Annotated in this window: 10 protein-coding genes and 1 pseudogene; 8 read left to right on the forward strand and 3 right to left on the reverse strand. The window is 65.2% G+C overall.

The genetic code is table 11. From position 1 onward, the window contains the following. Positions 1–72 precede the first annotated feature (72 nt). Positions 73–5,613: a carboxyl transferase domain-containing protein gene (locus B3T59_RS16415; RefSeq protein WP_287004336.1), complete on the forward strand. Its 5,541-nt coding sequence runs from the start codon at positions 73–75 to the stop codon at positions 5,611–5,613. 98 nt (positions 5,614–5,711) lie between these two features. Here B3T59_RS16415 and B3T59_RS16420 read toward each other — a convergent pair whose 3' ends face one another. Next, positions 5,712–6,260, reverse strand: a complete 549-nt coding sequence (locus B3T59_RS16420) for an FBP domain-containing protein (protein ID WP_064861351.1) — start codon at positions 6,258–6,260, stop codon at positions 5,712–5,714. A gap of 410 nt (positions 6,261–6,670) precedes the next feature. On the opposite strand from B3T59_RS16420, the gene B3T59_RS16425 reads away from it, so the two are divergent. The 4 genes from B3T59_RS16425 (at position 6,671) to B3T59_RS16440 (ending at position 10,869) form a co-directional block, all read left to right on the forward strand. After that, entirely contained in the window at positions 6,671–7,954 is a 1,284-nt protein-coding gene (locus tag B3T59_RS16425) for a GTP cyclohydrolase II (protein ID WP_287004338.1), read from the forward strand. Further along, positions 7,951–9,180, forward strand: a complete 1,230-nt coding sequence (locus B3T59_RS16430; RefSeq protein WP_064861352.1) for a URC4/urg3 family protein — start codon at positions 7,951–7,953, stop codon at positions 9,178–9,180. Before B3T59_RS16425 ends, B3T59_RS16430 begins: the two co-directional genes overlap by 4 nt. Positions 9,181–9,206: 26 nt before the next feature. After that, on the forward strand, positions 9,207–9,839 hold the full coding sequence (upp, locus tag B3T59_RS16435; protein WP_049700665.1) for a uracil phosphoribosyltransferase: 633 nt from the start codon (positions 9,207–9,209) through the stop codon (positions 9,837–9,839). 61 nt (positions 9,840–9,900) lie between these two features. Then, entirely contained in the window at positions 9,901–10,869 is a 969-nt protein-coding gene (locus B3T59_RS16440; RefSeq protein ID WP_064861353.1) for a bile acid:sodium symporter, read from the forward strand. A 10-nt stretch (positions 10,870–10,879) separates the two neighbouring features. Here B3T59_RS16440 and B3T59_RS16445 read toward each other — a convergent pair whose 3' ends face one another. Continuing rightward, entirely contained in the window at positions 10,880–11,614 is a 735-nt protein-coding gene (locus B3T59_RS16445; RefSeq protein ID WP_287004341.1) for a glucose 1-dehydrogenase, read from the reverse strand. A 153-nt stretch (positions 11,615–11,767) separates the two neighbouring features. Here B3T59_RS16445 and B3T59_RS16450 point away from each other — a divergent pair, with 153 nt between their 5' ends. Next, a complete protein-coding gene (locus B3T59_RS16450) occupies positions 11,768–12,880 on the forward strand; it encodes a diacylglycerol kinase (RefSeq protein WP_287004342.1) in 1,113 nt (370 codons plus the stop codon). Positions 12,881–12,885: 5 nt separating this feature from the next. Beyond that, on the forward strand, positions 12,886–13,728 hold the full coding sequence (locus B3T59_RS16455) for a crotonase/enoyl-CoA hydratase family protein (RefSeq protein ID WP_064861355.1): 843 nt from the start codon (positions 12,886–12,888) through the stop codon (positions 13,726–13,728). A 15-nt stretch (positions 13,729–13,743) separates the two neighbouring features. Here B3T59_RS16455 and B3T59_RS16460 read toward each other — a convergent pair whose 3' ends face one another. Then, positions 13,744–14,238, reverse strand: a complete 495-nt coding sequence (locus B3T59_RS16460; protein ID WP_064861356.1) for a nitroreductase family deazaflavin-dependent oxidoreductase — start codon at positions 14,236–14,238, stop codon at positions 13,744–13,746. Between the two features lie 113 nt (positions 14,239–14,351). Between B3T59_RS16460 and B3T59_RS16465 the strand changes: the two are divergent. Further along, positions 14,352–14,661, forward strand: a pseudogene (locus B3T59_RS16465) (hypothetical protein); the annotation flags it as partial.

A 14,661-nucleotide genomic window follows, 5' to 3' on the forward strand; every position in this document is an offset into this window, starting at 1 on the left:
GCGGAGTTTCGTGCTTCGCACGGCGAGCGGGGGCGCTGCCGACAGCAGTTCCAGAAGAGAAGGGAGTCGGTGATGTTCACGCGCATTGCCATCGTGAACCGAGGTGAGGCCGCGATGCGGCTCATCCACGCCGTCCGCGGATTGTCTGCCGAGACCGGTCAGCCCATCGAAGTCGTAGCCCTGCACACCGACGTCGACCGCAACGCCACATTCGTCCGCGAAGCCGACATCGCGTACAACCTGGGAGCGGCAGCCGACCGCCCCTACCTGAATCTCAAGGTGCTCGAGCACGCATTGCTCGAGACCGGAGCCGACGCCGCATGGGTCGGCTGGGGATTCGTCGCAGAAGATCCACTCTTCGCCGAACTATGCGACCGCATCGGCGTCACCTTCATCGGCCCGTCCGCCGAGGCGATGCGCAAACTCGGCGACAAGATCGGCGCCAAGCTGATCGCCGAAGAGGTCGGTGTTCCGGTCGCGCCGTGGAGCCGTGGGTCCGTCGACACCATCGACGACGCGCTCGAAGCCGCGGCGTCGATCGGCTATCCGCTGATGCTGAAGGCAACCGCAGGCGGTGGAGGTCGCGGTATCCGCGTCATCACCAGCGACGACGAACTCCGCGACGCCTTCGACCGCACCCGCGATGAAGCCGCCCGCGCCTTCGGCAGCGGCGTCGTCTTCCTCGAACGACTCGTCACCGGCGCCCGCCACGTCGAGGTTCAGGTCATCGCCGACGGCCAGGGCACCGCATGGGCGCTCGGCGTCCGCGACTGCTCGGTGCAGCGTCGAAATCAGAAGATCATCGAGGAGTCGGCATCGCCGGTTCTCGCACCCGAGCAGGTCACAGACCTCAAGACATCCGCAGAGCGTCTCGCAGTCGCAGTCGGGTACCGAGGCGCCGCAACCGTCGAGTTCCTCTACCACCCCGGCGAACACCTCTTCGCGTTCCTCGAAGTCAATACCCGCTTGCAGGTCGAACACCCGATCACCGAATGCACGACGGGAATCGACCTGGTTCGTGCGCAGCTACACGTCGCGTCGGGCGGCCGCCTCGAAGGCGAGCCCCCGGCCGAGCGCGGCCACGCGATCGAGGCGCGCCTCAATGCCGAGGATCCTGACCGCGACTTCGCCCCGGCCCCCGGCCGCATCTCACGACTCGAACTCCCCGCCGGTCCCGGCATCCGCGTCGACACCGGAGTCAGTGAGGGCGACACGATCCCCGCTGATTTCGACTCGATGATCGCCAAGATCATCGCCTATGGCGCCAACCGCAACGAGGCCCTCGGCCGTCTGCGTCGCGCCATGAGCGAGACTCGGGTCGTCATCGAGGGTGGTGCCACCAACAAGAGCTTCGTCCTCGAACTCCTCGGACAGCCCGCCGTGATCGACGGAAGCGCCGACACCGGGTGGATCGACCGCGTCCGAGCCGAGAACGGACTCATCGTCAACCGCCACTCTGCGATTGCGCTGATCGCCGCCGCGATCGACAGCTACGAGGAAGAAGAAGCCGTCGAGCGTCAGCGCCTGCTGTCGACGGCGTCGGGCGGACGCCCGCAGGTGCAGCACGAGAGCGGTCGCCCGCTCGACCTGAAACTGCGCGGTGCTGCCTACCGGGTTCGCGTCGCCCGGATCGGCGCGAGCCGCTTCCGCGTGTCCATCGAATCGGGAACCGACACCTACACCGCGGACGTCGACATCGAGCGCTTCGACGAGCACGCAGCGCAGATGGTGCTCAACGGGGTCCGCTATCGCCTCGTCACCGACACGCACGGACCAACCCACCTCATCGACGTCGACGGCGTCGCACACCGCGTCAGCCGCGACGAGGGCGGCGTTGTCCGCTCTCCCGCACCCGCACTCGTCGTGGCCACTCCGTTGGCCGTCGGCGACGAGGTCGAGGCCGGCGCACCCGTGCTGGTTCTCGAGAGCATGAAGATGGAGACCGTGCTGCGCGCACCCGTGCGCTCCCGCCTCAAGGAGTGCTCGGTGTCGGTCGGCTCCCAGGTCGAGACCGGTGCGACACTGATGCGTCTCGAACCGATCGCCGACGCCGAGGACGACGACGAGGCAGCCCAGGCGCCCGTCGAGAGCGTCGAACTCGAACTGCCCGCGGCTCCGGACAACGTCGACCCGGATGTCCGGACCACCCGCACACAGGAGGATCTGCGCAGTCAGCTCCTCGGATACGACGTCGATCCGCACGACCGATCGCGACTCCTCGACGACTACCTCACCGTGCGGCGCGAAGTCCGTGCGTCGGGTCGACGCCCCATCGGCGACGAACTCGAGCTGCTCACGGTATTCGCCGATCTCGCCGAACTGAGTCAGAAGCGTCCGCCGTTGGGCTTGAATCCGGGGTTCGAGCACGTGCACAGCTCGCGCGAGAACTTCCACACCTATCTGCAGAGCCTCGACGTGGAGCGTGACGGTCTCCCCGAGGCGTTCCACGACCAGCTGCGGTTGGCGTTGCGCCACTACGGTGTCACCGAACTCGACCGCTCACCGGAGCTCGAGGCAGCGGTCTTCCGCATCTTCCTGACGCTGCAGAATCCTGGTGCATCGGTCACGGTCATCACCACACTGTTGCGGGAGTGGCTCAATGAGCCGACGCCGCGCGACGAGTTGCGCGAGGACATCGGCTTTGCGCTGGATCGGATCGTCGCCGCGACACAGGTGCGCTTCCCCGCGATCGCCGATCTCGCGCGCGGTGTGATCTACGCCTGGTACGGCCAGGCAATGCTCCTGCGCGACCGTGCACGCGTCTACACGAACGTGCGCAAGCACCTCAAGTACCTCGACGAGAATCCCGATGCCGCCGACCGCAGTGAGCGCATCGCCGACATGGTGCGAAGCACTGAACCTCTGGTTCGCCTTCTGGGACAACGTATTCAGCGCGATGGCACCGACAACGCCGTCATGCTCGAGGTGCTCACCCGCCGTTACTACGGCAACAAGGGCGTCGACATCGTCTCGACGCAGACAGCGCAGGGCACAACGTTCGTCGTGGCTGCACGCGACGGCGCCAGCGTGGTGTCGGCAGCGGTGCCATTCAACGAACTGGCCTCTGCGGCAAGCGGACTCATCGAGCTCGCACGCAACAGCGCGGCCATCGCCGCCGACATTTATGTCAGTTGGGAAGACCAGCCCGACGACTTCGACACGATGGCGTCGGCACTGCACGAGATCGTCGCGGCATCGCCGATGCCCGGCCAGGTGCAGCGCGTCACGTTCACCGTCGCCGGACGTGGCACCGCCGTGATGCATCACCACTTCACGTTCCGACCGTCGGCCACCGGAATGGTCGAGGAACGACTGATCCGTGGGCTGCACCCCTACATCGCGCAGCGGATGCGCATGGAACGGCTCCGAAAGTTCGACCTCACGCGGCTGCCTTCGGCAGACGACGAGGAGATCTACCTGTTCCGCGCCGTCGCGAAAGAAAACCCGGCCGACGACAGGCTGGTCGCTTTCGCGCAGGTACGCGACCTGAGTTCGCTCCGCGAGAACGACGGTCGGCTGCTGTCGCTACCCACGGCCGAGACCGTGCTTGCCTCCTGCGCCGACTCCATTCGTCGCGCCAAACGCGGTCAGAAGCGAGCGGTCAACACCAACCGCATCGTCATGTACGTGTGGCCGCCGATCGACGCTTCTGCGGATGATCTGGCCACCATCGCCGATCACATCCGTGGCACGACGGCCGACGTCGGACTCGAAGAGGTCCAACTCATCGCCCGACGCCGCGACCGTGAGACCGGTGAACTGCGCAAGGTCTCGATTCGCTTCTCCGTCAACGCAACCGGCGGATTCGACGTCTCGGTGGGCGAACCGACCACCGACCCGATAGAGCCCGTCGACGAATACCGCCAGAAGGTTCTCAGCGCCGCTCGACGCAACACGGTCTACCCGTACGAGTTGACCGGCCTGCTCGGCGACTTCCGCGAGTACGACCTCGACGCCGAGCAGCGACTCGTACCGGTAGCGCGCCCCAAGGGGCAGAACACCGCGGCGATCGTCGCGGGCGTCGTGACGACGCCGACCGAGAAGTATCCGCAGGGCATCTCACGCGTCGTCTTGCTTGGTGATCCGACGAAATCGCTTGGCGCATTGTCGGAACCCGAGTGTGCGCGGGTGATCGCGGCGCTCGATCTCGCCGAGGAGATGAAGGTCCCCCTCGAGTGGTACGCCCTCTCATCCGGAGCGCGCATCTCGATGGATTCGGGTACCGAGAACATGGATTGGGTGGCACGTGCACTGAAGCGAGTCGTCGAGTTCACGCAGGAAGGCGGCGAGATCAACATCGTCGTCGCGGGCATCAACGTCGGAGCCCAGCCGTACTGGAACGCCGAGGCAACCATGCTGATGCACACGAAGGGCATCCTCGTGATGACCCCGGAGTCGGCCATGGTGCTGACCGGCAAGCAGTCGCTCGACTTCTCCGGTGGTGTGTCCGCGGAAGACAACTTCGGCATCGGCGGCTACGACCGGGTGATGGGCCCCAACGGTCAGGCGCAGTACTGGGCACCGAATCTCGGTGCTGCCCGCGACGTGCTGATGGCGCATTACGACCACACGTACGTGATGCCCGGTGAGCAGACACCGCGTCGCCTCGTCACCAGCGACCCGGTCGACCGCGACATCTCCGACTACCCGCACGTCCTCGCAGGCAGTGACTTCACCACCGTTGGACAGATCTTCTCCAAGGAGATGAATCCCGACCGTAAGAAGCCGTTCGACATCCGGACGGTCATCCGCGCGGTCGCCGACCAGGATCATCAGGTTCTCGAACGTTGGGCCGGAATGGCCGACGCCGAAACCGCCGTCGTCTCCGACGTCCATCTCGGCGGAATACCGGTGTGCCTACTCGGGATCGAATCGCGCGAGGTGTCGCGCCGTGGCTACACCCCCACCGACGGACCCGACACCTACACTGCCGGAACACTGTTTCCGCAGTCGTCGAAAAAGGCTGCGCGAGCAATCAATTCGGCGAGCGGCAACCGCCCGCTCGTGGTGCTCGCCAACCTGTCCGGATTCGACGGTTCGCCGGAGTCGATGCGCAAACTGCAGCTCGAGTACGGCGCTGAGATCGGACGCGCGATCGTCAACTTCCGCGGCCCGATCGTCTTCTGCGTCATCTCGCGGTATCACGGTGGAGCGTTCGTGGTGTTCTCCAAGGCGCTCAACCCGAACATGACCGTATTGGCGATCGACGGCTCGTTCGCCTCTGTGCTCGGCGGGGCCCCCGCCGCGGCCGTGGTGTTCGCGGGCGATGTCAACAAGCGAGTCGCCACCGACCCGCGTGTCCGCGACATCGAGGCGCGGTTGGCGCAGGCGTCTGGCTCGGACCGGTCGGCGCTGAGCGCAGAACTGGCCGACGTACGTCAGTCGGTGCGGGCCGAGACGATCAATGCTGTCGCCGCAGAGTTCGACGCCGTGCACAGCATTCGACGCGCCGTCGAGGTGGGTTCAGTGGACGCGGTGATCGACGCCGCCGAACTGCGCCCGCGGATCATCGCCGCGATCGAGGGCAACGCAACATGGTCGCATCGCCGCCATGAAGCCGCCGATCCCGAGCAGGTCGGCACCGAGCAGGTCGGCACGAGCTCGGAGTCGTAACACCGGCAGCGATACTTCGACAACCTACGGCGCGGGGCCGGGATCAGAGAAACCTTCTCCGATCCCGGCCCCGCGCTCGTTGTCGGCGGGCTCGTGCGTCAGGCGATCTCGTCGGCTCCGGCACGTACGACGAAGCGTCGAACTCGGTCGCGTAGATTGTCGATCCTGTTGAGCCGCAACGCTTCCCGATCTTGACCTGCCATCGCCGAGGACGGCAACCGGTGGACGTTGCGTGAACACTCGAAGTGCGAGCAGATCAATGTGCCGATCGTGTCGCCGCGACGACCGGCCTTGCCCACGCGCCGCGCCGTGTATAGCAGGACCTCGTTCGGGATCGAGACGTCTTCACACAGTGCGCACAACACGCGCGTGCGTGGCGGCACGACGCCCGCCCGCAGGCGCAGGCCGACGAGACCGTCCGCGGTTTCGGAGTCAGACACATCGGACGCATCAGGGACGTCGGAAGCGTTGGCGAGATCGACGACCAGGTACCCGATGGTCGGCGTCTTGGGGTCGCGCCAACCGAGGTATTCGAGCTGATCCCAGTCGAGCGTGTCGAACTCGGTGGGCAGATGGAGTTCTTTGCGTTCCCGTACCGAGGCATTGACGAGGGACGCGCGCAGTTGTTTTTCGGAGAGTTGTCGCATGGTGAATTCACCTGTTCCGTGAGTGGCGTGCCGCCCTTGGAAACCTGAGAACCTTGGAGTCTGGAACCCCTGGAGACGGCACGAAGCGATGAGGACAGCCGGATCGGCGTATGAACGATCGCGCACTCACCGGTCACGGCGAGCGCGCACTCAGAGCGGACGGCTATCTGTTGTCGGCATGCACGCCGACAACCCCCTCACACCGCACGAGGCGGACAGATGGTGCAGACACGTAGTCGAGTCTGCCGTCGACCTCGTGTCGTCGTCAACGTGATTAGCCAACCAACGGGCCATCACTCGCCCGGCGAGAGCCTCTGGTTGTGGCTATGCTGGCGGTTTCCCGACGCGCCGACGCGACCTCACGGTGGCTCCGACCGCGACGCCGGGGCCACCCGCGGAAGGAGCGCACCGTGTCAACCGACTCCGGCGCACAGGCCAGACCGACATCCGGGCAGCGTCTGCCCGGTCACATCAGATTGACGTCGCACAGCGGTGGAGTCGACGCTCCGCCGATCACCTGGGGAGCGTCGACCGCGGCAGAGCGGGGCCCCGTCATCGCGACCACCACGACGCGCGGACACCGCAACGTCGTCGGCACTCATTCGGGCTCGTACAGCGTGTACCGGGCATTGGCAGTGGCAAGCGGGGCGCTCTCACGCGAACACCGCGCCGACCTCACCAATACCTCGCCCACAGACGTGGTCGGCCCCTACCCACAGTGGAGCGACCCCGAGGCCATCGTCAGCATCGACCCCTGGGGCGCGACGATCGCTGACTCGTTTCCCGATCACCTCGCCGCCGGGTTCGACGTCCGCCCCACCATCGCCATCACGAAGGCTCACGTCATCCTCCCCGAGATCGCCGAGGCGATCGCCAAGGGGCGCTTGGTACCCGACAACGAGACCTTGCTGCCCAACGGCGCCGCACTTGTGACCAAAGCCGCCGTCGAACCGGTGTGGTACCTGCCCGGGGTCGCCAAGCGATTCGGTTGTAGCGAAACGGAATTGCGTCGCGTTCTGTTCGAAGAGACCGGTGGCATGTACCCCGAGTTGGTCACACGGTCCGACCTCGACGTCTTCCTACCGCCCATCGGCGGGCAGACCGTGTACATCTTCGGCAACCCGCGCGACCTCGCCGATCCGACCGTCGAGCTCACGGCCCGCGTTCACGACGAATGCAACGGGTCGGATGTGTTCGGCTCCGACATCTGCACCTGCCGCCCCTACCTCACGCACGCGATCGAGGAGTGCATCCTCGGAGCACAACGCGGCGGCGTCGGCCTGGTCGCGTACTCGCGCAAGGAGGGTCGCGCATTGGGCGAGGTGACGAAGTTCCTCGTCTACAACGCACGCAAACGACAGGTGGGCGGCGACACCGCCGACCAGTACTTCGCACGCACGGAATGCGTTGCGGGAGTGCAGGACGTGCGCTTCCAGGAGCTGATGCCCGACGTCTTGCACTGGTTCGGAATCTCCAAGATCGACAGACTGGTCTCGATGAGCAATATGAAGTACGACGCGATCACCGGATCCGGGATCACCGTCGGAGAACGCGTCGACCTGCCCGACTACCTGATTCCCGACGACGCACGCGTGGAGATCGACGCGAAGACAGCAGCAGGTTACTTCACGAGCGGCGTGATCCCGGATGCCGACGAACTGCGTAAGGCGAAAGGGCGGGGTCTGACCACATGAGGGCGACGGACACGGTCGTCGATCCCCTCGCGACCCTGCACAGCACCGACACCATCCGCGACCGGGCGACAACACTTCTCACCCGCGCACGCGAGGGCCAATCGCACTGGTTCACCGTCGACGACGATGCCATCGGAACGACGGTCAGCCTGGTTGCGGACGTCACACGGGCACGCTACCCCGACCTCGACGTCCCGTTCCACAGCCGATGGCGCCACTTCGAGGCCGCGGGAGTCCACAGGGTCGCCGGGCTGGCGCAGCGGATGAGTGCGTCAACTGTGGCTGAACGGATCAGCACGCGTATCGACCTCGCCGTCGTGAGTGTGTTGCTCGACGCGGGCGCAGGTCCGCGGTGGCACTTCGACGAGCCTGGCACCGACATCCGCCTCACCCGCTCAGAGGGACTCGGCGTCGCCAGTTTCCACGCGTTCACCGATGGTCTGTTCTCCAGCACCGACGAGGATGCACTGCGCGTCGACGCAGCAGGTCTGCGAGCACTGACCGCTGACCAACTCGCGCAGGCATTCCAGGTGACTGCCGACAATCCGCTTGTCGGCGTCGAGGGCCGGCTCGGGCTGCTCCACGAACTCGCCGACGTGCTGGAGGCGACGCCGGGTGTCTTCGGCGAGGACGGCCGCCCCGGCGGACTGGGGAATGTACTGATCGGTGGCACCGATGGTGTTCGCGCAGCTGACATCCTCGCACTACTGCTCACCTACTTCGCGCCGATCTGGCCCTCTGCCAATCGGATCGACGATCGGCCACTCGGAGACTGCTGGCGGCACAGCGACGTCGGTGGCGACGGCGTCACCGCCGGATGGATGCCGTTCCACAAGCTGTCGCAGTGGCTGACGTACTCGTTGCTCGAACCCTTCGGCGACGAGGGAATCCCCGTCACCGGACTGGAGTACCTGACCGCGCTGCCCGAATACCGCAACGGCGGCCTGCTTCTCGACACCGGAGTCCTCGTTCCCATTCCAGCCGACTGGTCGACACGCGAATGGCAGGTCGACGACGAGTTCATCGTCGAGTGGCGCGCGCTTACCGTGGCGCTGCTCGACGAATTGGCGCCACTGGTCTGCACCGAACTCGGACTCGACGCTGCCGCCACTCCCCTCGCGTGCATCCTCGAAGGCGGCACATGGGCTGCGGGTCGTGAGGCCGCCGCGCAACGGCGACAAGGACTTCCACCCCTGACCATCATCAGCGACGGCACGGTCTTCTGACCGTCCGAAGAACGAGAAGAGCACACATGGGCGGCACGGTTCACGTCATCGATCACCCGCTGGTCGAACACAAACTGACGTTGATGCGTCAGAAAGAGACCTCTACCAACGACTTCCGACGCCTCCTCGACGAGATCTCGACTCTGATGGCCTACGACGTCCTCGCCGACATCCCGATGCACGAGATCAAGGTCGAGACACCGATGGAGGTGACGACGGGACGAGTGATCGACGGCAAGAAGCTCGTCTTCGCGTCGATCCTGCGCGCCGGGACGTCGATCGCGGACGGCATGTTGAGCGTGGTGCCGGGCGCACGCATCGGTCACATCGGGCTGTATCGAGATCCGAAGACGCACATCGCTGTCGAGTACTACTTCAAGATGCCCAAGGAACTCGCCGAACGTGACGTCGTCATCGTCGACCCACTCCTGGCGACAGGCCACTCTGCGGTCGCGGCGGTCGACCGGCTGAAGGAATATCAGCCGCGCTCGATCCGATTCGTCTGCCTCCTCACCTGTCCCGAAGGACTCGCCGCGCTCCACGACGCACACCCCGACGTCCCCGTCTACACGGCCGCGGTGGACCGCGAACTCAACGACGACGGGTACATCCTTCCCGGCCTCGGCGACGCAGGCGACCGGATCTTCGGAACGCAGTAGGCACACCCACTCGCCGCAGGGTGCCCACCGCGCGGCGCCCTGCGTTGGGGACAATAGCCACATGCAGGCTTCCGCGATAGGCGCGTCGCTCGAACGCCATCAGGTCGCCGTGTACCTGTGCGCGTTCGCTCTCGGTGGCCTTGTCGGGGCGGCGGTGCCGGAGATCGGCAGTGCCGCAGAGTATCTGGTGACGCCGGCGCTGGCAGCACTGTTGTTCTTGACCTTCCTGCAGGTCCCCGTATCCGGGTTGGCGACGGTGTGGCGTGACTGGCGTTTTCTGAGTGCGGTACTCATCGTCAACTTCGTGGCCGTGCCCGTGGTGGTGGCGCTGTTGACCCTGGTGATGCCGGAGTCCGATCCCGTTCGCCTCGGGATGTTGATCGTCTTGCTCTGTCCGTGCGTCGACTACGTGATCGTGTTCAGCGGACTCGCCGGGGCCCGCAGCGACCGACTGCTTGCAGCGACCCCACTGTTGCTGATCGCCCAATTCCTTTTGCTGCCGGCCTATCTCGCGCTCCTCGGGGGCGGCGCCTCCCTCGGCACAATCGACCCTGCGCCGTTTGTGTCGGCGTTCGTCTTCCTGATCGTCATTCCGCTGGTGTGCGCCTGGGGGGTTCAGTTGTGGACACGCAACAGTGCACCGCGCGAATCGCTGATCCGTCGACTCGACGTCGCCATGGTGCCGATGATGGCGCTGGTTCTGGCGCTGGTGGCTGCGTCGCAGGTGGCGCGCCTCGGATCAGATCTCTCGACGGTGGCCGGCGCGCTGTGGATCTACGTCGTGTTCCTGGTGCTGATGCCGTTGATCGGGTGGGCTGTGGGCCGACTCCTCGGTCTCGACACCGGATCGACGCGTGCCGTCTCCTTCTCCGGGGCGACACGAAACTCGTTGGTGGTCTTGCCCCTTGCCCTGTCGCTGGACGAAGGAGCCGACCTCGCGGCAACCGCGGTGGTGGCCCAGACGGCCGTCGAACTGATTGGGATGGTGGTGTTCGTGCAGCTCATCCCGCGGATGATTCGCGACCGCTGACCAGACCCCGCTATTTGTGCGGCACGTCGGCGGACAGCCCGCCGTCCATGACGAATTCAGCGCCGGTCGCATACGACGACTCGTCGCTGGCGAGGAAGACCACGAAGGTCGACACCTCGCTGGAGTCGGCCGCACGGCCGAGAGGCACCTTGACCATGTCCTCGGGCAGACCCTCCGTCATCGGAGTCCTGATGAGACCGGGGTGGATCGAGTTGACCCGCACGTTGTGCGGCGCAAGTTCGAGAGCGGCCGACTTCGCCAGGCCGCGCACACCCCACTTCGACGCGACGTATCCATGTGCCCACGGACTTCCACGCAGACCTTCCACGGACGACACGTTGATGATGGATCCGCCGCCGGCAGCGATCATCGGGTCGGCCACCGACTGGATTCCGAGGAACGTTCCCGTCAGGTTGACGTCGATGATCTGTTTCCACTTGTCGAGGCGGAACTTCTGAACCGTCGACCCGTTGACGATGCCCGCGTTGTTCACCAGAACGTTGACTTTGCCGAAGTCGTCGATCGCGGCTGCCACTGCGGCCTGCCAATCCTCCGGCGACATGACGTCGAGGTGCACGTAGCGCGCGGAGTCTCCGATCGCAGCGGCGAGCGCTTTGCCCTCGTCGTCGAGAATGTCGCCGATCACGACCTTTCCACCCTCGGCGACGAGTGCCCTCGCATGCTCTGCACCCATCCCGCGGGCACCACCGGTAATGATCGCAACCTTGCCGTCCACACGTCCCATGGCGACACACGGTACCTGGTCGGAGGCCAAATGAGAACACGTTCTACCCATCTGCGTCGTTCCGTGTTCTACTGATATGGACACGAGTCCGGACAGATGTTCACTCGTGTTCACCCCTGACAGCTGTTCACCGCAGCAAGGAGGCTTCGGCACATGTCGATCAGCGTGGCCCTCGTCGGCACCGGGAACGCGGGGAGGCTCGCACTGACCCAACTCATCGACGACGACCGTTTCGAACTCGTCGGTGTCTGCGTGAACAATCCCGACAAGGTCGGCGTCGACGCGGGAATCCTGGCCGGAAGTGACAGCGCCACGGGCGTCCTCGCCGTCGACGATCTCGGCGCGATCGTCGGACGCTCACCTGATGTCGTCGTCTACTGCGCCATGGGTGACACGCGCCCGATCGACGCGTTCAACGACATCCTCATGATCGTGTCCGCGGGTATCGACGTCGTCGGTTCGGCACCGGGCGGACTGCAGTATCCCTGGGGCGTCATGCCCGACAAGGCGATCGCCAAGCTCGAGAAGACCGCGCACGACAACAACGCGAGCGTATTCATCACCGGCGTCGACCCCGGATTCGCCAACGACCTCATCCCGTTCGTCTTCGCAGGAACCTGTCAGCGGATCGAGCAGATCCGATGCATGGAGATCGCCGACTACGCGACCTACGACGGCGCCGAGGTGATGTTCGACGTGATGGGCTTCGGCAAACCACTCGACGAGACGCCCATGCTCTTCCTCCCCGGAATCCTCGGACTCGCGTGGGGCACGACGATGCGGATCCTCGCCGCCGGGCTCGGCATCACCATCGACAAGGTCATCGAGCATCACGAAAGCGAGCCCGCGCCAGAGGAATTCGAGATCGCAGCGGGAGTCGTCGAGAAGGGCACCCGGGCAGCGGTGCGTTTCGAGATCATCGGCATGTCCGGCGAGCGCGAAGCCGTCGTGATCGAACACGTCACGCGACTGCGCGACGATCTCCGACTCGACTGGGCGAGGCCTTCGCAACCAGGTGGATGCTATCGGGTCGAGATCGTCGGCGAACCGTCGTACCGCGTCGACATCATGCCGACGAGCGCGAAGGGCGATCACAACCACGCCGCCATCGTGGCCGCCATGGGACGCATCGTGAACGCGATCCCGGCCGTCCACGACGCACCCGCAGGTATCCGCACCACCCTCGACCTCCCGCTGGTGACCGGCAACGGTGTGTTCGCCGGTGCAGGCGCCCCCGACCGGGGAGGTTGGCCTCCGGTAAGTTGACCCCCATGAGCGAGCAGACCGTCAGTGACCGTGAATGGAAGGCCTTCGAGGTCGATGTGGCCGACCAGGTCGCCGAAGTGCGTCTCACCGGCCCCGGCAAGGGCAATGCGATGGGACCCGACTTCTGGCGTGAACTTCCCGACATCATCGAAGCGCTCGACGCCGACGACGAGGTTCGCGCGATCATCGTCACCGGGTCGGGCAAGAATTTCTCCTACGGACTCGACCTTCCCGCGATGTCCGGAGCACTCGGCCCCGCGTTGGCCGACAATGCAAAAGCCAAGCCACGCACCGACTTCCATAACACAATCATCGACATGCAGCGTGCGATCAACGCCGTTGCCGACTCTCGTACTCCCGTCGTCGCGTCCGTCAGCGGTTGGTGCATCGGTGGCGGAGTCGACCTGATCACCGCAGCCGACATCCGCTATGCGAGTGCCGATGCCAAGTTCAGCGTCCGCGAGGTGCGAGTCGGCATGGTCGCCGACATGGGTAGCCTCGCCCGGCTCCCCGCGATCATCGGCGACGGTCACCTGCGCGAGCTTGCTCTCACCGGTAAGGACATCGACGCGCAAAGGGCCGCCACGATAGGGCTCATCAACGAGGTCACAGAGACCCCCGAGGAGTCCCTCGCTCTCGCACGAACGACGGCCAAGCAGATCGCCGCCAATCCTCCGCTCGTCGTCAAGGGCGTCAAAGCCGTTCTCGATCACACCCGTTCAGCCGCAGTCGCCGACAACCTCCGGTACGTGGCCGTCTGGAACGCGGCGTTCCTGCCTAGCAACGACCTCACCGAGGCGATCACTGCGGTCTTCGAGAAGCGCGACCCGAAGTTCACCGGCTCCTGACGTCACGCCACACCATCACTGATTCGTGGTCCGGTCTTCTCGTTTGTCTGTGACGAGCGAGAAGACCGGAATCCTTCTGTCTGTGCGCTTTTCGTAGAGGTCGAAGTTCGGCCAGGTCGCACGCAGTATCTGCCAGGCCTGGACGCGCTCGTCGCCGTCGAGTTCGCGCACCGACGCCACCGATGTCAGCCCCTCGTGACGCACCTTGACCGTGTCCGTGGCACGCAGGTTGTAGACCCACTGCGGCATATCGGGTCCACCGAAATACGAACCCGCAATGAACCAGCCGGTATCGGTGGGTGCTGCGAGCAGCGCCGTGGCACGCTCGACGCCGCTGCGGCGTCCGCGCACAATCACCGTGATGTGCGGGAGGCCCGCGATATCGAGTAGGCCATAGCGCTGGCGCGTCACCGCCGCAATCGCCTTGTCGCACTTCACAATCTGTGGAAGATACTTCGGCATCCAGGGGATGGAACCGATCTTGATCGCCAGCGGAGTCAACAGGCCCATGCGGCCAGTGTTCCATGTGGTCGGTTCATCGCTTCACGCCCTGTCAAGATCGATGTACACAGCTGTGGAAGCGGATCTGACCGTCTCGCCCGATCGAGACCACGATGACACGCATGAACCACGACACCATTTCTGCCCCCAACTCCGACGATCCCTTCGGCGCACCCGACAGCGGACCGATCCCAGACAGCGAGCCGATTCCCGATATCAAGACCGCGAAGCTGCCATTCGACAGCACCGAGGCGTTGCGCCAACGCTGGCGCGCCCTCATGGGTCCGCTCGGTTTCAGCGAACCTTGCCTCTGGATCGGATTCATCGACCATGATCGCCTGGTCCCCGGGGCACTGCCACGCATGACGCTGCCGACCGTGCCCGACGCGCATCTCATCGACACATTGGTGACCCAGCTCCGCACGTTAACCG

Source organism: Gordonia sp. UBA7860, assembly GCF_002500165.1.
Lineage (GTDB): Bacteria > Actinomycetota > Actinomycetes > Mycobacteriales > Mycobacteriaceae > Gordonia > Gordonia sputi.